This is a genomic window from Candidatus Villigracilis sp. (assembly GCF_057083605.1).
Genome location: NZ_JBXMTI010000141.1, coordinates 16,397 through 39,060 on the forward strand (window position 1 = coordinate 16,397; position 22,664 = coordinate 39,060).

The following is a 22,664-nucleotide window of genomic DNA, read 5'->3' on the forward strand; positions in this document are numbered from 1 at the left end:
TTATATTCTTTCCAATTTAGTTCACTTTCCAAGAGCGGCCATGGTCATGGCGCGCAGATAATCCAATTTGAAATGCCAGACGAAGATCGCGCCTTTCGGGCAGGTCGCCTGACAGGTTCCGCAGCCTTTGCAAACCGTTTCATCCACGACAACTCGCTTCCTGGTCTGCCCGGCCTCATTCTGGTATTCCACCAAAGTGATCGCTTTGAATGGGCATGGGTCAACGCAATAGGCGCAACCATCGCATTTGTCTTCGTTGACATGCGAGATGATCGGTTCGATCTCGATCATGCGATTTGAGAGCACGGTCGCGGCGCGCCCCGCAGCGGCCAGGGCTTGCGTCACAGATTCAGTGAGTGCTTTTTTGGGATAATGTGCCATACCGCATAAAAAGATTCCATCACTGGCAAAATCCACAGGACGAAGTTTGAGATGCGCCTCCTGGAAAAACCCATCCGCGGTGCGTGGCACTTTGAGCAATTTCGCGAGTTCATCCGCATCATTCCGCGGGACAACTGCCACTGATAAAACGACTCGGTCTGCCGCGAGAGCGATGTCTGCATCAAGCATTTCGTCGTGGACGATTACTTGCAACGATCCATCCGCGCGAACCTCAGGCGGGCGATCTGCATCGAAACGTAGGAAGGTCACACCTGCGGCGCGAGCCTGGCGGTAATGGGATTCCATCAAACCGTAGGTGCGCATATCGCGATAAAGGATATACACCTCAGTATTCGGACTAAGTTTTCTGACCTCCATCGCATTCTTGACTGCTTGCCCGCAGCATAAACGGCTGCAATATGGACGTTCTGCCGTTCGCGAGCCAACGCATTGGATCATGACAATGGATTTTAGATCTTTGATCCCAGAGGGATGATTGACAAGTTGTTCCTCCAATTCAAGTTGAGTCAGAACGCGCTTATCCTGTCCATAAAGATATTCGCTGGGTTGATAGGGTTGTGCACCTGTTGCAACGATGACCACGCCGTGATTGATGACGATCTTGCCCCCCAGTTCCCCTTCTCCCGCGAGAGAAGGGGAACTGATGGTTGTCTTGAAATTACCTAAGCTTCCCGCAAATGAAGTGATCTCTCCATTGATGAAGGTATGGATATTTGGATGACCAAGTGTCTTTTCAACAATTTTATTGAGCAACGTTTGCGGCTCTGCATGACTCAACAGGAAATGCAAATGACGCATGTTGCCGCCCAGTTCACCTTCACGTTCGACAATCGAAACCTGGAAGCCTTGATTCGCCAGCTCGTTCGCAGCGGTCATTCCCGCCAGGCCCCCACCGATTACCAAAGCATCGTGATTGAATTCTAGTGACTTGCGTTGTAATGGCTCGACCATCCGCACCTTCGTCACCGCCATGCGGACGAGGTCCTTCGCTTTTTGTGTCGCAGCGACAGGTTGATCGCGATGTACCCACGAACATTGGTCACGGATATTGGCTAACTCAAATAAATAGAAATTCAATCCCGCTTCGCGGATGGCATTTTGGAACAATGGTTCATGGGTGCGCGGTGTGCACGAAGCCACCACTACACGGTTAAGGTTGTACTCCTTGATCGCCTCTTTGATCTTGGCTTGCGAATCGGTTGAACAAGTAAATAAATTGTGATCGGCGACAACTACATTGGGCAGACTGCGTGCATATTCTGTGACCGATGCGACATCAACCACGCCTGCGATGTTCGTCCCACAATGGCAGACGAAAACTCCGACACGCGGCTCCTGACCGGTGACATCAGTCTCGGGTGGATATACCTTCGGCGCAACCAGAGTATGTCGCCCCTCCGCGAGGAGTGTCATTGCACGCGCCGCGGCCGCGCTGGCAGACATTACTGTTTCAGGGATGTCTTTCGGCTCGGCAAATGGTCCGCAGACGTAGACTCCGTCGCGGTTGGTGTTGAGCGGAGAAAGATTTGTCGTTTTGCAAAAGCCATCGGCAGTCAGATCCACTTTCAGTTCGTCAGCGAGGCGCTTCATCCCGCTCGGTGCCTGCAAACCGACAGAAAGAACGACCATGTCAAAGGTCTCAGTGATGAGGCGGCCATCGGGGAGCGCATATTGGATTTCAAGATTCCCCGTCGCCGTGTCTTGTCGAATCGTCGAAGGCATCGCTCGAACATATTTCACGCCCGAAGATTTGGCGCGCTCGAAATACGCGTCGAAGCCTTTGCCATAGGCACGGAAGTCAATATAAAAAACTGTGCAGTCGGTGCCAGGGGCGTGCTCCTGCGTAATGATGGTTTGCTTGGTGGCGTACATGCAACACACTGCCGAGCACCAGTTGCGATCCGCGCGGCGCGAACCAACGCATTGAATCCAGGCGATGCGCTTCGGTTCAACTCCATCGGATGGACGTTTCAGATGTCCGCTGTATGGCCCGCTCGGCGAAAGAATGCGCTCGTATTGCTGGCTGGTGACAACATTTGGATAGCGCCCGAAACCATATTCGCCAGAAAGATGCGCGTCGTACAGTTCAAAGCCCGAAGCCAAAATGACCGCGCCGACTTCGATCTGTTCGATGTGCGCGGTTTGGTTATGGTCAATCGCGCCCGCGCTGCATTTGTAAAAACAGGCGAGACATTCCGAACACACACCGCATTGCAGACAACGCGACGCTTCGGCACGCGCTTCTTCTTCCGTGAACCCGCGCTGGACTTCTTCGAATGTTCGCGTGCGCAACTCGGGATTCAACGCTTCCATCTTAACCCGAGGCTGGACTCTGATTTCCCCGCGCCGAATCTGCTCTGCGACTTCGGTCGGGTTCATCTTGACCACTGGCAAATCTGTATGATGGCGCAATTCCAAATTTTCGCCACGCAAATATTTGTGGATATTTTCAGCAGACTTATGTCCTGCGGCGACCGCGTCAATCACAAATGCTGTGCCTGTCGTTGCGTCGCCTGCGGCAAAGACTCCAGGGCGACTTGTAGCAAATGTATTTGGATTGACGGCAATCGTGCGTTGGCGAGTGATACCCACGCCGCCGTCTTCAGGAATGAAAGCAAGGCCCGCGCGCTGACCGATGGCGAAGATGACCATGTCACAGTCGAGTTTGTGCTCGCTATTTGGCACAGTTTCGAGTGTCAGCGAACCATCGGATTCAAATTGCATGAATGAAACGTTCACCGCTTCCACGCCGTTGATGTGACCATCCTCCGAAAAGATGCGTGCAAATGATCGGCTCGGATAAAGCGTGATACCTTCTTCCTCCGCTTCAGCAATTTCGTCTTCGTGCGAAGGCATGGTCTCGCGCGACTCAAGGAAAGCCATGTCAACTTTTTTTGCACCGAGACGAAGCGCCGTGCGTGCGCAATCCATGGCAACGTTGCCGCCGCCAAGCACCAGCACGTGTCGGTCCTTCAAATCGGGAACGTTGTTCATGCGGACATCACGCAGAAAGATCGTGTTGATCAAAACATCGGGATGATCCGCGCCAGGGATCGGCAACTTTTTGCCTTCATGCGCGCCAACCGCGATCAAGGCCGAACCAAATCCTTGAGCGAAAACATCATCGAGATTATTGACAGGTGTGTTCAATCGCAACTCAACACCGAGATCGAGGATTTCCTGAATCTCGCGGTTGATGATCCATGTGGGCAAACGATATTCAGGCACGCCGACGCGTAACATTCCGCCCGCAACGGGCAATGCTTCAAAAATAGTGACGCCATAACCAGCTAAAACCAAATCTTTGGCGGCGGTCAACCCGCACGGGCCTGATCCGATAATTGCCACACGTTCATCGAACTTGCGCACGGCTAGTTGCGGCGCAACGTATGCTTCCGCGTAAACCGTGTCGGTGACAAAACGTTTGAGCGCCGCAATTGAAATTGGCTCGTCAACTAAATTTCGATTGCAGGCTGTTTCGCAACGATGATTGCAGATGCGTCCGCAAATACCAGGGAAGGGATTATCTTCTTTGATGACGCGCAAGGCTTCGGCGTAGCGTCCCTCGCGGATCATGGCGATGTAACCTTGTGCGCGTTGACCCGCAGGACAAGCGTCGCGGCATGGAGCGATTCCTTTTTTCTCGATGGCAAATGCATTCGGTACAGCCTGCGGATAAAGTTTGTAGGTCGCTTTGCGTTGACTTAATCCACCATTGAAATTGTCGGTAACTGTGATCGGGCAGACAATCGCGCAATCACCGCAAGCAGTACATTTTGTCGTATCAATGTAACGCGGCTTGTGATTGACCGTGGCAGTGAAATGTCCTGCCTCACCATCGAGTTTCAACAACTCTGTATCAGTGAGAACTGAAATATTTCGATGTCCCGCAGTTGCAACCAATCGAGGGCTGATTGTGCACATGGCGCAATCATTCGTTGGAAATGTTTTATCCAACGCGGCCATGTGTCCGCCGATGGCTGGTTCTTTTTCAACGAGGTAAACCTTGAAACCAGAATCAGCTAGGTCGAGGCTGGCTTGCATCCCCGCGATGCCGCCGCCGACAACCATCACTGCGCCGACGGGCTTATTGTTTTTATTTAATGGAATGGGGAAGTCGTTGCTCATGCGTTCACCATCGAACGTGCTTTGCAGGTTTCCAACATCAGTGGCAATGGGTCAACGATGTGACGTTTGAATCCAAGTTCCTTTTCGGGCAAGCCGAAGGCATATCCGAGCACTTGCGAGAAATAAAGCACAGGCATGTTGAGTGTGTGACCTAATTTCGCGGCGATCGCTTCCTGACGAGTATCGAGATTCGCGTGGCACATCGGACAGCCGACGATAATCGCTTCGGCTCCTGCTTCAATTGCCGACCCGAATAATTTTTGGCACATGTCCACAACGTAATCAGGTTTGATCATGCTGAAGTGCGCGCCGCAGCAATCCACCTTGCGCGGCCAATCCAACGTTTGAATGCCGATCCAATTCAGTAGGCGATCCATACTCTGCGGATTTTCAGGGTCATCGAATTGCATCAACTTGGCGGGGCGCGAGATGTGGCATCCGTAGTAGCAGACCGCTTTGAGGTTGGAGAGATCGCGCTTCACTGATCGGCGAATCAATGTCTCAAAACTGTCGTCGCTCAGGAGTTCGAGCGGATGAATTGTCGGCGGAGGTGAATCCAATGGGAGCTCGAGGACAGCCTCAACGTCTGCGCGAAGCGAGGGGTTTTCTTCCACAACTTTGGTTGCATGTTTGAAGTGATAAAGACAGGCGCTGCACGGCGCGATCAATTTGTCGTATCCCGCCTTTTCAGCCTGCGCGACATTCCAAAGTGGAGTCGCTAATCCAAGTAAACGCGAAAGCGACGGCGCGGCCAGTGTTCCGCAACAGATCCAATCGGGAAGATCCTCAATCGTGATATTTAGGTGGGCGAACAGGGCACGCATCGATTCATCATATTCCGTGCTGATACCTTCCAGCGAACAGCCCGGGTAATAGCCAAGTTTCATGAACGGGCCTCCTTCTCTCTGGCTAAAGCATTCCGATAAATGCGGCGGAACCTTCCGCCGCCAAGGGGCAGAGGCGGCGGTTTGACGCGCCCACGCACAAGCAGTTTCATTGCCAACGGCAAATCTGGAAGTAATTGACCTGTGAGCAATTGAGTGATACCCGCGACGGAGGCATCGTGAATCTTTCCGTTCAGGCGCATGTTATCCACAAAGCCGCGATAATAAATATCGATCACTTTCACGCTGGGCTTGATTCCTTTTTGCAAAGCCAGGACGCGCGCGGCCGCCATCGCCGCAGCTGGTTCCACTTGTTGTGGACAACGGGATACACAAGCCTCGCAATCCACGCACAGCCAGATGGCTTGACTATTCAATACTGAATCAGCACGGCCCAGGCGAATGCTATGCATAACCTGGGCCGGTTTAACATCCATCTTATCCGCCAGCGGACAGCCAGAGGAACACTTGCTGCATTGGAAACACAAGTTGACGTTTTGCCCGCTGAGGGCTTGAATTTCATCTCGGAAAGCCATGAAGCATCCTCTGATAAAACAAAAGATGAAACAGCTAACAACTGTTTCATCTTAGTTTAGTGAGAGACTGAATGCCTGACAATTTCCATTTGGGTCAGGTTGTGAGCCAAATGGGTCAACCTGTTTTTAGATCCATCCTTTGCGGAGAGCCTCGGCGATGGCCTGGGTGCGATTTGACACTCCCATTTTTTCCACGATCTCCTGCACACGTCGCTTGACAGTTGCCTCGCTCCAAAAGAATTTTTCAGCCAATTCCTTATTGCTGGCTCCTTCAGCAATAGCCGAAAGCACCCGCAGTTCATCAGGCGTTAATCCCGCATCCTTCTGAGCCTGGGACTGTGCCAGTTTTTGGTATTGGTCCACCACGCTGCTGACCAGCTTTGGGCTTAATAACTTCTGGCCCTGCATCACGGCTCGAATGGAGTCAGGCAAGGTCTCATGCGAAACACTTTTGAGTAAATAGCCGTGCACGCCAGCTTCCATGGCTTCGCGCAACAGGCTTTCATCATCATAGGTTGTTAACATGATAATTTTGATGCCCGGATAAGAGGCGCGTACGCGGCGGGCAACCTCGATTCCATTTTGGCTTTTCATTTGGATATCCAGCAGAATAACATCAATCGGGTGTTTGGATAGGAAGGGTAATACTTCAGCGCCGTCTTCAGCTTCACCGATGATCGCAAGATCGGAATGACCCGCCAACAAGCTGCGTAATCCCTGACGGACAACAGGATGGTCGTCTACAATTAAGATACGGATGGGTTGCCAGTCTTGAGTCATCGATCAATCCACATACACTGGCGCGGGTACGCGCAAAATAATGCGCGCACCTTTATCTGGTGCGGAATCAACTGTCAGGTCCGCTCTTAAACCTTCGGCTCTTTCTTTCATACCAATTAATCCTAGATGTTCGCCGGGCAGGCGTATCACAGCCTCAGGATCAAAACCGATACCATCATCTTCAATGACGATCTGAAATGCGGCTGTTCCAAAATCGAAATGAACTTTTGCATGTTTCGCATGTGCATGAGTCGCGACATTGTGTAATGCGGCCTGAATAATTCGATAGATCGTGATCTCTGTTTCCTTTTGTAATCTTTGCGCCTTGCCGGCAATTTGCATCTGACATTCAATGCCAAAGCTGGTTTGGTAAGTTGCAGCGAAGCGTTTTAGTGCTACAACCAACCCCATCTGATCTAATACCGGTGGATGCATATCATAGATCACACGCCGAATCTCGGTCTCAACCTCTGTCAGCAATTCCTGTGCGCGTTCCAGGTTTCCAGCGGCCCGTTCGGGGTCATCCAGTAGGGACTGGCGAGCGGCTTGGGTTTCATAAAGCGCCCCGATGATGACTTGTGTCACCCCATCATGCATGTCATGAGCAATACGTGCTTGTATGTCTTCCTGTACGCGATACGATTCGCTTAACAAGCGCTGCAACTGCCGGGCTTTCTCCGCCAACGACCAACGGGCTGCCTCCAGTTCACGCGTCCGCTGGTTAACTTTCTTTTCCAGCTCAACATTGAAGACACGAACTTCATCATAAAGACGGGCATTCTCAATGGAAACACCGACCTGTCTGGCGATGGCGGCCAGAAAATCCTTTTGGCTTTCGGTAAAGTGTCCCACGTTTGGGCTGGCAAGTTGCAATAAGCCAACCAATTGTCCCTTCACTTCCAAGGGTGCACATGCAACTGATCGGAACCCTTCGCAAATACACAAGTTGGATATACAGCGCTTATCCTCACTGACATCATGCGCCAGCAATACCTGGCGGTTCTTGACAGCTTGACCGCACAGACAATGACCGGGAGCCAGATGTGACTCTTTATGTGCCATATCAACCGAGATACCACGATGTGCCTCGAGACGGAGGCCATGATATTTATCTTCCTGCAAAAAGAGCATAGCGGCGGTAGCGTCCAAGGTATGCATTGTCTGCTCAAGTGCGGCAGCCAGTGTCTTTTCCATATCAAGGGAACTGCTGGCTGCCAGGCCTAACGCGTTCAACGCGGCCAGTTCCGCGTTCCTGTCTGCCAGTTGGGCCTCCGACGTCAGATATGCCTCAGCGGTTCGAATTGCCCAAAACAAACTGACCCAGGATAACGCCGGCCCGATCAACCCTAAAACCAGTAAGCCGAACACAGTGGGCCATGGCCAACCGGGTTCCCCACTATGGCGCGCATTCTCAAAAAGTGTAAAAGCAATACCGGTCATGGCCATGATGATCGGCACAACCCATAATGTCAGGCGCAATGCCTGTAACAAAATGGTTCGAGAATAGATCAGCCTTTTGGGCAGAGATGAATGCATAAGATAAATGCGTTAAGTCATTATGGATCGAACTCTGTTTGGAAAACCAAACAGATCATATGGTAGTTGCCAGCATCTATTCTTTTGAGTCCCCGCTTCAACCATTGGCACTTTTAAACACATCGGAACCTCCTCGCAGCCTGCTTGCTGCAATCAGGGCCTGACCCAGTGAAAGGCCTCCGTCATTTGTTGGCACTTGATGATGTATGTATACTTGATAGCCATCGGCGCGTAAAAGTGACAAAGTTCGTCCAAGTAGAGTGATGTTCTGCCAAACTCCACCTGAGAGTGCAACAGCTCGAATTCCTGTGTCCCTGCTGATTTGATTGACAGCCACACGGATCACATTTGCCAAACCATGATGGAATTTTGCAGAGATGCTTGAGATGGGAACGTTTGCAAGCACATCTTTGACCAAAGACTCAAAAACGCTTCTGACTCCGATCCTTCGGCTTCGCTCAGAACTTGCTAGAGCCTGCTCCAGCGTAAATGAGTAGCTCTCCTCTTCAGCTTGATCTGCCAATGCCTCGAACTCAATCGCTGCCTGTCCCTCATAATTAACCTTTTGCCGAACGCCCGCCAGTGCAGCCGCCGCATCGAATAAGCGGCCCATGCTGGAAGTCATAGGCGAATTGATTTTCTTCTCCAATTGAGCACGCAGAAGATTCTGATCCTGTGTAGAAAATTCAATTACAGGCGCGAGATGTTCATCCCATTCAAGCCCCAATGACCAAAGCAAAGCCAGCGCGGTGCGTGTAGGCCGTTTGATGGCTGCATCGCCGCCCGGCAAAGGAAAATACGTCAGGTGAAATGGCCGCTGATACGATTGATAATCTGCAACTAAAAACTCTCCACCCCAGATGGCGCCATCTTCGCCATAACCTGTGCCATCGAAAGCGAGGCCAATGACGGGACTCGATCCATCCAAACCGTGTTCAGCCATGCAAGCAGTGATATGCGCGTGATGATGTTGGACGCCAATAACAGGTACGTTTTCGTATTGTGCGCGTTGTAGTGCATATTTTGTAGCTAGATAGTTCGGATGGAGATCATAGGCGATAGCTTCAGGCTTCACCCTAAACAGTTGCTCGAAGTGTTCAACGCCCTGCTCGAATGATTGTAATGTCTCATAGTTTTCCATATCCCCAATATGATGGCTGAGAAAAGCGTAATTCTTATTCGTAATGCAGAAGGTATTTTTAAGCTCAGAACCTGTTGCAAGAAGATGCGGCACATCCCAAGGCAATTTCACCGGGAAAGGAGCATAACCACGCGAGCGACGGATCGGATAGATCTCTTCCTCAAAGACTCGCACCACTGAATCATCACAGCGGATGTGAATATCGCGGTTATGCATCAGGAAGGCGTCTGCCAGTGAAGCCAATCGTCCACGAGCTTCGTTATTATCTGTGGCAATTGGCTCTTCGCTTAGGTTGCCGCTGGTCATCACCAGAGCCTCAGGAAAACCTTCATGCTTTTCAAGCAAGAGATAATGCAGAGGTGTATAAGGTAACATCACGCCAATGATGTCCTGCCCAGGCGCGCCTTCTTTTACAATGCTGGAGCTATTCCTTCGTTCTAATAAAACAACCGGTCTTGCGGTCGATCTTAATAACTTGCTTTCTGTTTCGCTCACATAACAATGACTTTCAATCGTCGCAAGGTCGGGCATCATCAAGGCGAAGGGCTTGTCCACGCGCAGTTTGCGTTGGCGGAGTTCAGACACAGCTTCTGCATTGGTAGCATCACAGGCTAAATGAAACCCACCCAATCCTTTAATGGCAACGATCTTGCCATCTGCCAGCATAGTCCGCGTTCGGATGATTGCATCATTGTCTGCGAGTTGTGAAGCGGCGTTTGTGAATTCCAACCAAACCTTCGGTCCACACACGGGACATGCCACTGGTTGCGCATGAAAACGTCGATTAGAGGGATCGATGTATTCGCGCTCACAGTCTGGGCACATGGGGAAAGGGGCCATGGTTGTTTTGGGGCGATCATAGGGAATGCCTTGAATAATAGTGAAACGTGGTCCGCAATTGGTGCAGTTAATGAAGGGATAAAGATAACGACGATCCGATAGATCAAAGAGTTCGTGCAGGCAATCGTCGCAGATGGCGACATCTGGCGAGATAGGTTGGAATGCGGATGCGATGGCTTCAGAGTGCAGGATGTCAAATGAACGGAATCCGTTGCCAGGTCCGAAAGAGGCGGTCAATCCGTCAATACGCGAAAGCGGCGGCGCCTCATCCTCTAAGGCTTTGACGAAGGCATCCAGAATATCCTGTTCGCCATCCACTTCGATATCAACACCTGCCGAGGTATTTCTCACCCAGCCTTTGAGGTCAAATCGCGTGGCAAGGTTATAGACGAAAGGCCGAAAACCAACGCCTTGAACAATACCGGTGATGTGAACTCGAAGGTTTTGCATATCAGCGTTCTTCTATACTGCTCATTCCAGTATTCACAATTTTGGTTTATTTCCACAGTGACAATCTTCCTGTTAGTACCAGACAATTGTTTGAAAAATTCCCCAAAAAGTCCAATTATGCTGAAACATCCCGGTTGCGCAAGCGCAGGGTATCAGAGAGTCCCTGTGCTAGCTGCATAGGCGGGGATTCATAGGGACAATAAACAACACAGGATTTTTATCAAGTCCTTGGCAGTTTTATGCACTGATAGTTCAAGGGCCCTTTTCGTACAGAAATTGAAAAAGCTCTCCGGCTTCGATAATTATTCCCAACCCTGGTAAATCGACCGCTTTGAGTTTGCCTGCCCGGATCCATGCTCTGATCTGCCTCGATGTGGCAATACAGATCTGAGCGGACTGGGAAACTGTGAATCGGAACAATTAAATGAAAACACCCCTATATGTAGGGGTGTTCGCTCATTTCTGGCAGTACTGCACAACTTACTACGGTTGATCCTCATCGCTCTAGGAAATGGCTTTTTGCGGCATTTTTCCAGCAAAGAATAGCAGATTGGGCTAAAACGGGCAACGATCATTGGTCAAATGAGTAACTTATGTGGTATTGCCATTTCTGCTGTATTGTTCTCTATCTGGTGGGCATAAACCCAATGGGCCTGAATTTATATCCGTATACATGATATACCCCGCTGGGCAAATCGTATTGGAAATATAGCGATTTTTATGCGCTATCAAGCGGCTCCATATTCCTGGCTTGGGCAATTGCCTGTGGGCGGTCACGCACGCCAAGTTTGCCAAAGATATTATGAACGTGGGTTTTGACTGTCGCCATGGACAGGTATAATTTAGTTGATCAACCAGGAGCATGGTAGCCGACCCAACCCCTCTTTCGGATTATGTCAGAGCCTGCCGGTATTTATCCAAACACCAAATTCTCACCGCCTTACCTTCGGGCGAACGTTGTCCATCGCCACCGGTTGTTGGAGTCATTGACACTGTTGCCGCACACGCGCCTAGCGCTCATCTCTTCTCCTGCGGGATATGGGAAGACTACCCTGCTGGCGTGTTGGCGAGAGGTGCTCTTAAAAAGGGGGGATGTGGTGGGTTGGATTGGATTGGATGAAGCCGATAATGACTTGGGAAGCTTTCTTACCGCCGTTTCACGCGCTTTGAAAGAGGCTCTTGGATCTGCCTTATCCCCAGCGGTTGAGAAGCAGGCATTCCACGATCTCGAGTTGCTGGTTCTGTCTGGGGCAAAGCGCCCCGAGGCGGTTCTCGACCAATTGGTCAACGTGCTGACAGGTCTTTGTTGCACCTGTGTGATGTTCCTGGACGACTACCATGTCATATCTCACCCTGCCATTCACCATGCAGTTGCTCATTTGCTCAACCGGGCTCCGCCTTCCCTGAAACTGGCGATTGGCAGCCGGTCTGACCCGCCGCTTCCCTTGGCCCGCCTGCGCGCTCGGGGTGAACTTGTTGAGCTGCGGATGGCAGACCTGTGCTTTTCGGCAGAAGAAGTGGATGGCTTTGTAGCCCACACCCTCCAGCTCCCCCTCTCGGCCGATGAGGTGCAGCTCCTGGCAAAACGTACCGAGGGATGGGCAGCCGGGCTGCAGTTAATTGGTCTCTCTTTACGCAATTGGCCCGATTGGGCCCATTCACTGCTAAAGTCAGAAGGGGGATTGCAGCAGGTATCTTCTTACCTGGCTGAAGAGGTATTTCAGAAACTACCTGCTTACATCCGTTCTTTTCTATTGCAGACGTCGATTTTGGAAGAGTTGAATGCCGAGTTGTGCGGCTCAGTTTGGATAGATCAAGAAGAGTATGTCAAGGTCGGCGCTACAGATGCTGGGGCTGTCTTGAGCTGGTTGGACATCAATAACCTGTTCGTGATCCCGCTGGATCCGTTCGGGAAGCGTTATCGCTATCATCCTCTGTTCGCGGAGTATTTGCGTCAGACCTTGAAACACATGCAACCTGAGCTTATCCCAGCCTTGCACCTCAAAGCCAGCCAGTGGTACTGGCAGCAGGGTGTCGCTGACTCATACAGCCAAGTCGTCGCCATCCGCCATTCGCTCAAATGCGATGACCTGGATTGGTTCGTCCATCTGGTTGAGCAGTCTGCTATCAGCATGATGGCCCGCAGTGAGCTGGGAATGGTACATGATTGGCTGGCGCGGATTCCGTCCGCAATCTATCATTCCAACCCGTATCTGGCAATGGCATGCGCCTGGAACCAAATGCTGCTCGGCAAGCTTGAACAGGTGGAGCCTTATCTGCAAATGGCCGAAACGGGCCTGCGAGGATTGCTGCTGGAATGGAAAGTGGATATTCTGGGACATCCTTTTACTTCTCGTACGGTGCAAATCCATATTGATGGCCTGCGTGCCATGCTGGCCCGCGCTCGTTTGGACTGGACGACATCCGTACGACTTTCCGAACAAGTTTTAAGTGAGTTGCCAGGAGATATGCAGATGTTACGGAGTGTCCTGGTTTTAAACCTGGGTCAGATATACAAAGACCAGTACGAGGTGGAGAAAGGCCATAGGATTCTTTCTCAGGCTGTTGTCTTTGGACAAGCTTCGGGAAATCTCTATGTCAAATTGATATCCCTGGTCCTTCTAGGACAGCTTAGTCTGCTCCAGGGTCGGATGGATGAGTCCCGAGCATACTATACCCAGGCGCTCCAAGTGGGTTACGATTCTAACGGACGGTTGGCACTTCCGGCTGTTTGCTATGCGGAAGCCTGGCTGGGTGATTGGCACCGCTGGCAAGGCCAGCTTGATCAGGCGAGCGAACGACTGGAAAAGGCCGTGCAGATCGCAGAGTTGTTTGGGCAAAGTGCTATTCTCTTCGATGTTTACCTAAATATGGCGCAGCTTTGCCTGAACCGGGGTGAAGCCTCAGCAGCACTTGACTGGGTAGAGAAAGCCAACCAGCTTCCTCTGAAAGGCATTCAGGCAACCGGACCTTGGATTGAAGCCCAGCTGAAACTCATCCAATTGGTGCTAGGCAAGGTCGAAGAGGCCCTTTCCTGGGCGGAAACTGTAGTAAGCCAGGGATGCCCGGCCCCCGTTACACGCTTCAGTGAGAGGAGAACCTTGGTCGCCGTACAGATTTACCTGAAGGCCGCTGAACAGGGCGGACGCGATCCCAACCAATTGCGCGATTGCCTGGAAATGATTCAATACCTGAGCCGCGAGGCGGATGCCGGCGGAAGGCTGTCCAGCCTTGTTGAAATTCTTATTTTGCAGGCTGGCCTGCTAGAGGCGCTCGGTCAGGCATCCGAAGCGCGCCATTCAATGGAGGCGGCGCATTGCCTGGCTGACCCTGTCGGATGGGTACAACCCTTTCTGGATCTGCCACCGCGGATTGATTTTCGGGACGAAGCTATGGAAGCTTCGCCTGAACTGCTCACCGGGCGCGAGATGGAGTTGCTGCAGCTCGTAGCCGAGGGTGCCACTAATCAGGAAATCGCTGACCGACTGTTCATCACCGTTGGGACGGTCAAAAGCCATCTGAACCACATTTTTAACAAACTGGGGGCACGACATCGCGCCGAGGCGCTTAGCCAGGCGAGGAAGCTGGGTCTGGTTTAAGCAAACGGGTTCGCCACCCTCGCAAAAAATATAACTCTCATCTATAACCTCAGTTAGATGATCTCTTATGGGTTGATTGCTATGATATGAACATAGTAGTCAACCCATATTTTGTTTTCGAGGTGTATATGCTGGAGCACTTGCAGAAAAGAATTGCTGATACATTGAGCCCGACCGATGCAGCTACCCTATCCACCTGCGGTCCGCTTGGCATCCAAGCCGGCCGGTTTCCGTGCCAGTTCTTACGAATTCATCCGGACCAAATGCGAGTCTACTTGCTGGTTCCGAAGACTCTGGACATCCTTGAAAATCTGATCGCAAATCCTGAAGTCTGTGTGACCGCGTCACTCTGGCAGGCGCACGGCATGGCCCGGGTTCTTACGCATGTGGAAGGGATGGAGGGCTTGCATTTGCTCAACAACCCTCATAGTCGTTGGAGTTCACTGGTTGAGTTCCAGCCTCGCAGCGTTCAACTCCAGCCCTACGCTGACTGGGAAGATGAAGCAACCATCGATTTTGATTGATCGAGGAAAGGAGAAATCATGAACAAGCGAAGCAGTCCTGTGGACAAAATCCTCTTGAGAATTGGCGGGGTGATCAACCTGCTGTTCGTGCTATTCCATCTTGCGATGGTGAAACCGATCGGCGAGGCACTGGCATCCCTCTCCCCAGACATCGTGGCGACTGTATCCACGTTGAACATCCATGTGGCATTCACCCTGTTGATTTTTGCTTACCTGGCTCTCTTTCAGTGGCGTGATCTGCTAACGACCCGCCTGGGTCATATCATGGCGATTGCCATCTCGTTGTTTTGGTTCTTGCGGGCGATCAACCAAGTTGTTTTCTATGGACCGACCGCGCCCGGCACGCCGCTGTGGAGCGGGCTTTGCCTTGCCTTTGGGCTTTTGCATCTCATCCCTGCGATCCGAGAGTGGAAGAAGGTCCCGAGCGAAGCTCAACGCCAGTCTGTGAATCCTCAACCAGTGCGTTGAAATCAAAGGAGAAAAACATGGAAAAAAGATTATGGCTCAAAGTTGCCGCCGGGTTGAGTTTTTTTATGGCGATCTGTCAAGCCATCATTTCCGTTTCCCCGGCTGCCGCTGCCTATTTTCAGGCTCCCACATCACTCCTGGAGAACCGCCTGCAGCTTTTTCTTGTCGGAGAGGCAGCCGCGCTCATCTTCCTCTTTTTTGGCTTATATGCTTTATCAGGAGCCGGAAGTATTCGACGCTTGCCTCTGTTACGACTGGGGCTGGTCGGGATCAGCAGCCTTTACCTGTTGCGCGGGCTATTTATCATCCTGGACATGTTAATCATCCTGGGGGTTCTAGAGGGAGAAATCCTGATCCAGGAGCTAATTTCGACCCTGGTGTTTTTGGCGGCTGGAATCACGTATGCGGCAGGGACCATTTTGAATTGGAGAGGGATGTAAATTCGAAGGAAGTGATATGGATAGTCGCTATGAAATTCGAGAAGGAGCTTCTTATGGTCATTGATGGTCATGCTCATGCTTGCGGCAATTTTTTGACCCCCGGGAATCTCGTGAAAATCCTGGATGAGAATGCCGTTGATAAGGTCGTTTTAGTCCCGGGTGAGCCAAACAGCACAAGGAATTATTCTCTGCCAGAGCTTGTCCAGTTCCTTCCCAATTACGATGTTGTATCGATCACCAATCAACTGACCAAACTTGTCATTTCATTGTCCAAAACCGCTGAGCATATCCCGGAAGGGAACGAGTATGTCCATTCCCTGGCACAGGCCAACCCAGAACGCATCGTTCAATTTCTCTGGGTGTTGCTTCGGAAACCCTTCATCATACAAGAAATCGAAACGCTGCTTTCGGAGTGGAGGTTCAAGGGCATCAAACTTCACCAGTGCTGGGACAGGTTTACGGTACGTTCGGAAGGATTTGAACAGGTAGCGAGATTTGCTGCGCAAAAGGAGCTGCCCATTTTTATCCATGTCGGCTCATATGGAGAGGTCAAGGCGTTGATCGATTTTATCGGGTGTCATCCCGAAACAAAATTGATCATCGGGCATCTCTTCGGCCTCGAGTTATATATCCGGTCGGGATAGAAGATGGAGAATGTATATTTTGAGATTTCGAACACATACCTGGTTTCGACACAAAGGGTTAACCTGGCGATAAAACACTTTGGGGCGCACAAGATCATACTTGGCCCAGATACCCCCTACGGAAGAAATAGCCTGGGGTTAAACATCGAGCGCGTCAAAGCACTGCCCATAAGAAAAGAAGAGAAAGAGATGATTTTGGGCAAGAATATGCAGGCGCTCTTGAAGCTAGGATAACCGGACTTAAATCTATCTCTAGATAATCTATAAACTGCGGCACAAACGATAATGAATGAAGGAGTGATCATGAATAAAATCCTTATACAGATTGGTGGGAAGGCCAATGTCGTACCCGCCCGTGGTGGAGGGATTCGCGACTGGCAGCGCTGGGCGCCATACGCGGCGGTTGTATGGTCACTGCTCTACGCCGCACTGGGGGGCTACTGGTTGGTGAGCGGGCGCGGGTTCCCTTACACCCCCGAAACCGTGCCCGATATTATGGGTCCGCTGCTTGGACGGTTCGAACCGGGCGTGGCCTGGATCGTCGTGATGATGGCAGGGATTCCTGCGGCGGCGATGGGAACGGCGATGCTGCATGGTGTGAGAAGCAGGGCGCTGCGACTTCTCTTTATAACTGCTGGGGCACTGCTCACCGGGGTACTCCTGCTGCTCATGACTGCCCTCAACCTGCTGGTCCTGCTCGGTTATATCCCCTATACCGTCCTCAGCCTCTTCACTGGCGCCGAGATCGGCCGGACCCTCCTGGAGGCTTGGACTCAATGGGCGACGATCCACCAATTACTGTGTCTGATCGGCGGGTTCCTCTGGTTGGCAGCTACCATCTGTTACGCCCGCCAGAGTGGGGACGCCTGCCTGTATTGTGGCCGCCGAGATGGATTGGAAGGGTGGACGAGCCCGAACCAAGCCGCGCGCTGGGGCCGGATTGCTGTGTGTGTGGCGATGGTGGCGCCAGTCTTCTACGCTCTCACCCGTTACGCCTGGGCGTTGGGATTCCCGCTGGGAGTGGGCGAGGAGCAATTTCGCCGCGGTCAAGAGAGTGGAGCGTGGCTCTCGGGAGTCTTCCTGGCGACCTTCGGCCTGGTGGGAGCGGTCCTCATGCTCGGATTGGTGCAGCGCTGGGGTGAGGTATTCCCGCGCTGGATGATCGGACTGGCCGGGCGCCGGGTCCCCATCGCGCTGGCGGTGGTCCCGGCCTTGCTCGTATCGGTATTGCTGATCGTGGGTGGCCTCGCGATTGGGTCCGGCCTAGCCCAGATGGTCGCTGCGTTGGCAACCAGTGGGGCAGAGGATATGGAAATCACGGGGGTAATCGTCTTCCAGCTCGGCCCCACCTTGTTGTTCCCAGTTTGGGGTGTAGTGCTGGCGGCGGCGACATTGGGCTACTATTACCGGCGACGTGGCCCATGCAATGTGTGTGGTCGTGGCGCATCGACTTCTTCGACTTCATGAAAGGGAGAAATCATGATGAGTACACAGATCTCCCGGCAATCGCCTGGCATCCTGGCCGCGATGGCGTTTTGTCTGGCACTGCAAATGACTGGCTTTGTGCTGCTTCTGCCGCTGTTTGCCCGCCGCTTCGAAAGTTTTGGGGCTGGCGTGCAAGCCCTTGGAGTGAGCGCAATGGCCTATGCCCTCACCAGTACCGTCGCCGCGCCCTTCGTAGGGATGCTAGCCGACCGGTTCGGACGCCGTCCCATCATCCTGCTCTCGCTGGCGGCTCATACCCTGGCATTCAGCGGGTATCTGTTCGCCTCCTCCGCCTGGTTGCTAATTTTGCTGCGCGGCCTGGCAGGAGTTTTTACTGCCGGTTTGCTCCCGGCAATGATGAGCATCGTCGGCGATCTGGCTCCTGAGAATCGGCGCGCACAATGGATTGGCATTGTCAACGGGGGCGCTGCAGCCGGATGGATTGTCGGTCCGTTACTGGGTGGATTGCTGTATGACCGTTTCGGTTATGTCGTGCCATTTGCCACCTCGATTACGATGGCCGCTGGCGCGCTGCTCCTGGCAGTATTCCTGATCCCTGAGACGCACACACCTGCGCCGCATCACACTCCGCCGCAAACGACCCGGTTGCATGAGGTGCAAGCATTGCCCACCTGGTCGACGTTTGTTCTGCTCATGCTCATCACCTTCGGTGTGATGTTCGCTTGGGCGTTCATCGAGCCTCAATTCATGTTCTACGCTTACGATGATCTGCGTTGGACATCGTCCCAGCTGGGGCTGGTTATGAGTACGTATGGTGTGGCCTTTATGTTGGGAGAATTTACCCTTGGCCGGCTAAGCGACCGCCTGGGGCGTAAACCTGTTCTTGTGCTGGGGCTTACGCTTTTCTCAACCCAGTTTGTTGGCCTGGTCATCTTCCGCGATGTGACCTGGATCGTGATGAGCTTCATCCTCTCTGGGCTGGGCAACGCACTCTATGACCCGGCGCTGAGCGCCCTTATCCTCGACATCACCCCGCCCGAACACACTGCGAGCATGATTGCACTCAAGGGCACAGCCGGTTCCCTCGGAAATCTTCTAGGCCCGGCGTTGGTTGCGCTGTTTACGTCCTTTGTAACTCCGCAGATTGTGTTCCTGATTGCCACTGCCCTGGTAGCCTTGCTCACAGTTGCCTCCGGGCTGGTACTGCGCCTCCCGAAAAGCATCAAGGCTGCCCATCGTTTTTCAAATGCCGCGGTTGGAAGGTGAGGAGAAAAACATGAAAACGAGCCATATGTCAGCAATGAATACCTGGATATACAAAAAAGTTCTGACGCAAGAATCAATATCGAAAGGAAAATAACCATGTCACAAATCTTAAGCGGCTTATCTGTCTGGCTGCATGCGCTGGGAACTGTCATTTTGATAGGGCACTTCCTCCTGCTCTCTGTTATCTATCTTCCCGCACTCACGACCAAGAATGTATCGATCCTCAGCGAGATCTCAAAGCGTAGCAGAATATGGTTGTATCTGTCGCTGCTGATCTTCGTGGTCACCGGGATGTATCTTACGTTTATTGACCCCAACTACCTGGGATTCGCCAATTTCAGCAACGCCTGGGGAGTCCTGATGCTGGTAAAGCACATCTTAGTACTGGGTATGCTTGCCATAGGATTCTGGTTCAATGCTGTCTTGCGTGTGGGACCGATGCTGAATTCCAATAGCGGATCGTCCAAAGCAGTTGATCGTTTTCGCTTGTATGTCAACCTGATGGCAATCATCGGTGTTATGGTCCTGCTTCTCACAGCATTGGCACAGGTGGAATAATTCTCTTTGATCTTCGAGTACGTACCAAGGTTGCAAAGCAATGACTCCAACTTACATTGTCCCATTGAACGATTCACGAAGTGACCTGAACACGCTGGGCGGCAAGGGAGCTTCACTTGCCAGGCTGGCTCAGGCGGGTCTGCCCGTTCCTGACGGTTTCATTATCACCACCGCAGCATATCAGTTTTTTATCATTGCAAACGAACTGCAAGACGCGATCCAATTGACTCCAGATCGAGTTGATCTGGCAACACCTTCCAACATTGAAGTCGTCGCGGGTGAGATTCAGAAAAAGTTCTGTGAAGCGCGTATCCCAGCGATCGTCACACACCAGATTCTTCACGCTTATCAAGCTCTTCCCGGTACTCGTCCGGCCGTTGCCTTGCGATCCTCCGCGACAGCCGAAGATCTTCCGGAGGCATCGTATGCCGGACAGCAGGAGACATACTTGAACATGAGCGGATCTGAGGCGGTGCTGGCGGCAGTCAAAAAATGTTGGGCGAGTCTGTGGACCGCTCGCGCTATTAGCTATCGTTCCCGGCAAGGCATCCCTGCGAACCAGGTCACAATGGCGGTAGTTGTTCAGCTCATGGTTCCGGCGGAAGCCGCGGGCGTGCTGTTCACCGCGGACCCAGTCACCGGAAACCGGAACCAGGCGGTCATCAGCGCCGCCTGGGGATTAGGCGAGGCAATTGTGGGCGGCCGCGTGACCGCCGATTCGCTGCTGATAGATAAAGAAAGCGGCCGGGTACTGGAACACAAAACCGCGGACAAGCAAGTGATGACAGTCCGCGTGGAGGGCGGGACGGCAGAGCAGCCGGTCCCCGAAGCGAAGCGGACGCTTCCAGTGCTTGCGGATGCCGACGCTTCGGAACTGACCCGGCTGGGGGTCCGGATCGAGCAGCTTTATCGCCAGCCGATGGATATCGAGTGGGCACGCTCCGATGGGAAGTTCTCGATCCTGCAAGCCAGGCCGATCACCGCGCTTCCAGAATTAGTAGAAGATCATTTTTCGTGGAATGATACTCACCGCAGCGAGTATCTCTGGTCGAACGTTAACTTCGGTGAGGCCATTACTGATGTCATGACGCCGCTCACCTGGTCGGTGCTCCAGTTTACACTGGAGGATTGGGTGTTTATACCCGGCAAACCCAACATTGGGATCATTGGCGGTTATCCGTATCTCAACATCAGCATCTTTGCATCCTTATACAAAGCCGTTGGCAAAAGCCATGAGGATTTGCTGGATACGTTGGAGCCCACGATTCACATTGCTCTGCCCTCCGCGATGGAAATCCCGGTCTTTCCGCTATCTGTGGGCCAATTCTTTTCCAGCACTTTTCATGCCCTGCAAATGCAGTGGAAACAAATGGACGGTGTACGGAAGTTGAGTTCATACTTGGCGTCGAACTCTGAATGGTTCGAACAAAGCCTTGAATGTATTCGCAAAGAGAATGACAAACAAGCCCTGATCGCCCTATTCGAGAATTCGATTCGGCCACATATCAAACAGGGCGTCTGGTGTGTCCTGGGGATCACGACGCAATCTGCGAACTATACATTCCAATTACGCAGAGACCTAAAGAAACTGGTTGGACCTGAAGAGGCTGATCTCCTCATCGCGAATCTGGGGAACCAGTCCGGATCATTGGCAAGCCTGGAGCCCTTGATGGGCCTGGAGAAAGTAGCTTGCGGCGAAATGTCGCGTGAAGCTTATATGAGGGCGTACGGTCACCGCGGTCCGCATGAATTTGAATTATCTGTACCTCGGCCTGCAGAAGATCCTAAGTGGATCGACAGGGCATTGGCCAGCCATCGTTCATCCTCGGATGTCGCCGAACTCCTTCAAAGACAACGTGAAAGCTTCCAGATGGCCTGGGAGCGTCTGGCATCCCGCTATCCACGCGAGGCAAGCACCCTTCACCGCCGCATCACAGAAAGTGCTCGGCAGGCTCGCCTGCGGGAAAGCGCTCGCTCAGAATACGTCCGCGACCGTTGGTTGCTTCGGTTGTTTGCCCTTAGGGCAGGTGAACTGTGCGGCCTGGGAGACGATATCTTCTTTTTGACGCTGGACGAAGTGCTTGGGCTTTTGTCCGGCTGTGAGGATGAAGTCCGCTTCCTACCGGACCGTAAGCAGGCGTACCAAGAATACAAATCTCTGCCACCTTATCCGACTCTGATCCGTGGATCTTTCGATCCTTTTTCATGGGCCGCGGACCCGGAACGTCGAGTGGACCTATTTGATGCTCGCTCTGCCCAATATCCGACCGATGAATCGAATCAGATCACAGGTTCGCCTGGTTCAGCAGGTCGGGTGGAAGGAATCGTCCGTTGCCTGAGTCGCCCAGAGGATGGCACTCAACTCCAGCCCGGTGAGATTTTGGTCGCCGTGCAAACGGACATTGCCTGGACCCTGGTCTTTCCACGCGCCGCGGCAGTGATAACCGATGTTGGAGCCCCACTCTCTCACGCGGCAATCGTGGCGCGCGAACTCGGCATCCCGGCTGTTGTCGGCTGTGGAAATGCCACCCAGCGCCTCAAGACCGGGGATCGCGTTCGTGTCGATGGCGGCCAGGGTATGGTGGAAATCCTCGGCTGAATGTAGACCGAGCTAAAGAAAACGATTTATGGAAAGGAGAAAAGCATATGACCAGAATCTATAAAATCAGAGAATTGCCTGAAGGAACACTGATCACGAAAAATATCGCATCTGTTGACTATTATGATTCCTATATGATTAAAAAGAAGACGAATGACTCCATTGATAAAATTACACAAAAAATACTAACCCTTCCTGGTTGGATCAATTTTGCGCTGCGAGTAAGATACTATCTTATCGTCAAACCGTTTGGCTTATCAACGGGAAGGTTTGACAATAAAACCGAAAACTCAGAAGAGAATTCTGAACCGGTTCCGGTGATAGACAAAAATGAAAATGAAATCGTGATGGGGTCAGATGATAAGCATCTATATTACAGAATATCGGTCATGAAAAAGGAAATCGAGCAAGGGTCGGAGATCT

General features: G+C 52.2%; 18 protein-coding genes. 11 read left to right on the plus strand and 7 right to left on the minus strand.

Going from position 1 to position 22,664, the window contains the following annotated elements; translation table 11 throughout:
* Window positions 1–21: 21 nt before the first annotated feature.
* The 7 genes from AC14M5_RS21125 to AC14M5_RS21155 all read right to left on the minus strand — a co-directional run bounded on the left by AC14M5_RS21125 (window position 22) and on the right by AC14M5_RS21155 (window position 11,532).
* Window positions 22–4,530: an FAD-dependent oxidoreductase gene (locus tag AC14M5_RS21125; RefSeq protein ID WP_484031696.1), complete on the minus strand. Its 4,509-nt coding sequence runs from the start codon at window positions 4,528–4,530 to the stop codon at window positions 22–24.
* Window positions 4,527–5,417 (minus strand): CoB--CoM heterodisulfide reductase iron-sulfur subunit B family protein, encoded by an 891-nt coding sequence (locus tag AC14M5_RS21130; RefSeq protein ID WP_484031697.1) that lies wholly within the window; start codon window positions 5,415–5,417, stop codon window positions 4,527–4,529. Before AC14M5_RS21130 ends, AC14M5_RS21125 begins: the two co-directional genes overlap by 4 nt.
* The gene (locus AC14M5_RS21135; protein WP_484031698.1) at window positions 5,414–5,950 is read right to left on the minus strand and encodes a 4Fe-4S dicluster domain-containing protein; all 537 of its coding nucleotides are present in this window, start codon (window positions 5,948–5,950) and stop codon (window positions 5,414–5,416) included. The genes AC14M5_RS21130 and AC14M5_RS21135 overlap by 4 nt, the downstream gene beginning before the upstream one ends.
* Before the next feature lie 126 nt (window positions 5,951–6,076).
* Complete coding sequence (locus tag AC14M5_RS21140) at window positions 6,077–6,730, minus strand: response regulator (RefSeq protein WP_484031699.1); 654 nt, start codon at window positions 6,728–6,730, stop codon at window positions 6,077–6,079.
* 3 nt (window positions 6,731–6,733) lie between these two features.
* Window positions 6,734–8,266, minus strand: coding sequence for a GAF domain-containing protein (locus AC14M5_RS21145; RefSeq protein ID WP_484031700.1), 1,533 nt, complete (start codon window positions 8,264–8,266; stop codon window positions 6,734–6,736).
* A 97-nt stretch (window positions 8,267–8,363) separates the two neighbouring features.
* Entirely contained in the window at window positions 8,364–10,697 is a 2,334-nt protein-coding gene (gene hypF, locus AC14M5_RS21150) for a carbamoyltransferase HypF (RefSeq protein ID WP_484031701.1), read from the minus strand.
* Window positions 10,698–11,415: 718 nt separating this feature from the next.
* Window positions 11,416–11,532, minus strand: coding sequence for a helix-turn-helix transcriptional regulator (locus AC14M5_RS21155; RefSeq protein WP_484031713.1), 117 nt, complete (start codon window positions 11,530–11,532; stop codon window positions 11,416–11,418).
* 277 nt (window positions 11,533–11,809) lie between these two features.
* On the opposite strand from AC14M5_RS21155, the gene AC14M5_RS21160 reads away from it, so the two are divergent.
* The 11 genes from AC14M5_RS21160 to AC14M5_RS21210 form a co-directional block, all read left to right on the plus strand.
* Window positions 11,810–14,296, plus strand: coding sequence for a winged helix-turn-helix domain-containing protein (locus AC14M5_RS21160; RefSeq protein ID WP_484031702.1), 2,487 nt, complete (start codon window positions 11,810–11,812; stop codon window positions 14,294–14,296).
* Window positions 14,297–14,382: 86 nt separating this feature from the next.
* Window positions 14,383–14,820, plus strand: coding sequence for a hypothetical protein (locus tag AC14M5_RS21165; protein ID WP_484031703.1), 438 nt, complete (start codon window positions 14,383–14,385; stop codon window positions 14,818–14,820).
* A gap of 18 nt (window positions 14,821–14,838) precedes the next feature.
* Window positions 14,839–15,288, plus strand: coding sequence for a hypothetical protein (locus tag AC14M5_RS21170; RefSeq protein ID WP_484031704.1), 450 nt, complete (start codon window positions 14,839–14,841; stop codon window positions 15,286–15,288).
* 17 nt (window positions 15,289–15,305) lie between these two features.
* Window positions 15,306–15,728, plus strand: a complete 423-nt coding sequence (locus AC14M5_RS21175; RefSeq protein WP_484031705.1) for a hypothetical protein — start codon at window positions 15,306–15,308, stop codon at window positions 15,726–15,728.
* 29 nt (window positions 15,729–15,757) lie between these two features.
* Window positions 15,758–16,372, plus strand: coding sequence for an amidohydrolase family protein (locus AC14M5_RS21180; protein ID WP_484031706.1), 615 nt, complete (start codon window positions 15,758–15,760; stop codon window positions 16,370–16,372).
* Window positions 16,373–16,375: 3 nt separating this feature from the next.
* Window positions 16,376–16,606, plus strand: coding sequence for a hypothetical protein (locus AC14M5_RS21185; protein ID WP_484031707.1), 231 nt, complete (start codon window positions 16,376–16,378; stop codon window positions 16,604–16,606).
* A 69-nt stretch (window positions 16,607–16,675) separates the two neighbouring features.
* Entirely contained in the window at window positions 16,676–17,839 is a 1,164-nt protein-coding gene (locus AC14M5_RS21190; RefSeq protein ID WP_484031708.1) for a hypothetical protein, read from the plus strand.
* 60 nt (window positions 17,840–17,899) lie between these two features.
* Entirely contained in the window at window positions 17,900–19,084 is a 1,185-nt protein-coding gene (locus AC14M5_RS21195; RefSeq protein ID WP_484031709.1) for an MFS transporter, read from the plus strand.
* A 96-nt stretch (window positions 19,085–19,180) separates the two neighbouring features.
* Window positions 19,181–19,642: a CopD family protein gene (locus tag AC14M5_RS21200; protein WP_484031710.1), complete on the plus strand. Its 462-nt coding sequence runs from the start codon at window positions 19,181–19,183 to the stop codon at window positions 19,640–19,642.
* 40 nt (window positions 19,643–19,682) lie between these two features.
* A complete protein-coding gene (locus AC14M5_RS21205; protein ID WP_484031711.1) occupies window positions 19,683–22,241 on the plus strand; it encodes a PEP/pyruvate-binding domain-containing protein in 2,559 nt (852 codons plus the stop codon).
* A 47-nt stretch (window positions 22,242–22,288) separates the two neighbouring features.
* Window positions 22,289–22,664 (plus strand): DUF2867 domain-containing protein (locus AC14M5_RS21210; protein WP_484031712.1); only part of this gene is annotated, 376 nt, incomplete at its 3' end.

Excerpts from the sequence above, each read along its gene's own strand:
- AC14M5_RS21145 (WP_484031700.1), bottom strand. The coding sequence starts at position 8,266 with ATGCATTCATCTCTGCCCAAAAGGCTGATCTATTCTCGAACCATTTTG.
- AC14M5_RS21205 (WP_484031711.1), top strand. The coding sequence starts at position 19,683 with ATGACTCCAACTTACATTGTCCCATTGAACGATTCACGAAGTGACCTG.
- AC14M5_RS21165 (WP_484031703.1), top strand. The coding sequence starts at position 14,383 with ATGAACATAGTAGTCAACCCATATTTTGTTTTCGAGGTGTATATGCTG.
- AC14M5_RS21180 (WP_484031706.1), top strand. The coding sequence starts at position 15,758 with ATGAAATTCGAGAAGGAGCTTCTTATGGTCATTGATGGTCATGCTCAT.
- AC14M5_RS21135 (WP_484031698.1), bottom strand. The coding sequence starts at position 5,950 with ATGGCTTTCCGAGATGAAATTCAAGCCCTCAGCGGGCAAAACGTCAAC.
- AC14M5_RS21200 (WP_484031710.1), top strand. The coding sequence starts at position 19,181 with ATGTCACAAATCTTAAGCGGCTTATCTGTCTGGCTGCATGCGCTGGGA.
- AC14M5_RS21170 (WP_484031704.1), top strand. The coding sequence starts at position 14,839 with ATGAACAAGCGAAGCAGTCCTGTGGACAAAATCCTCTTGAGAATTGGC.
- AC14M5_RS21195 (WP_484031709.1), top strand. The coding sequence starts at position 17,900 with ATGGCGTTTTGTCTGGCACTGCAAATGACTGGCTTTGTGCTGCTTCTG.
- AC14M5_RS21140 (WP_484031699.1), bottom strand. The coding sequence starts at position 6,730 with ATGACTCAAGACTGGCAACCCATCCGTATCTTAATTGTAGACGACCAT.
- AC14M5_RS21130 (WP_484031697.1), bottom strand. The coding sequence starts at position 5,417 with ATGAAACTTGGCTATTACCCGGGCTGTTCGCTGGAAGGTATCAGCACG.
- AC14M5_RS21185 (WP_484031707.1), top strand. The coding sequence starts at position 16,376 with ATGGAGAATGTATATTTTGAGATTTCGAACACATACCTGGTTTCGACA.
- AC14M5_RS21190 (WP_484031708.1), top strand. The coding sequence starts at position 16,676 with ATGAATAAAATCCTTATACAGATTGGTGGGAAGGCCAATGTCGTACCC.
- AC14M5_RS21125 (WP_484031696.1), bottom strand. The coding sequence starts at position 4,530 with ATGAGCAACGACTTCCCCATTCCATTAAATAAAAACAATAAGCCCGTC.
- hypF (WP_484031701.1), bottom strand. The coding sequence starts at position 10,697 with ATGCAAAACCTTCGAGTTCACATCACCGGTATTGTTCAAGGCGTTGGT.
- AC14M5_RS21175 (WP_484031705.1), top strand. The coding sequence starts at position 15,306 with ATGGAAAAAAGATTATGGCTCAAAGTTGCCGCCGGGTTGAGTTTTTTT.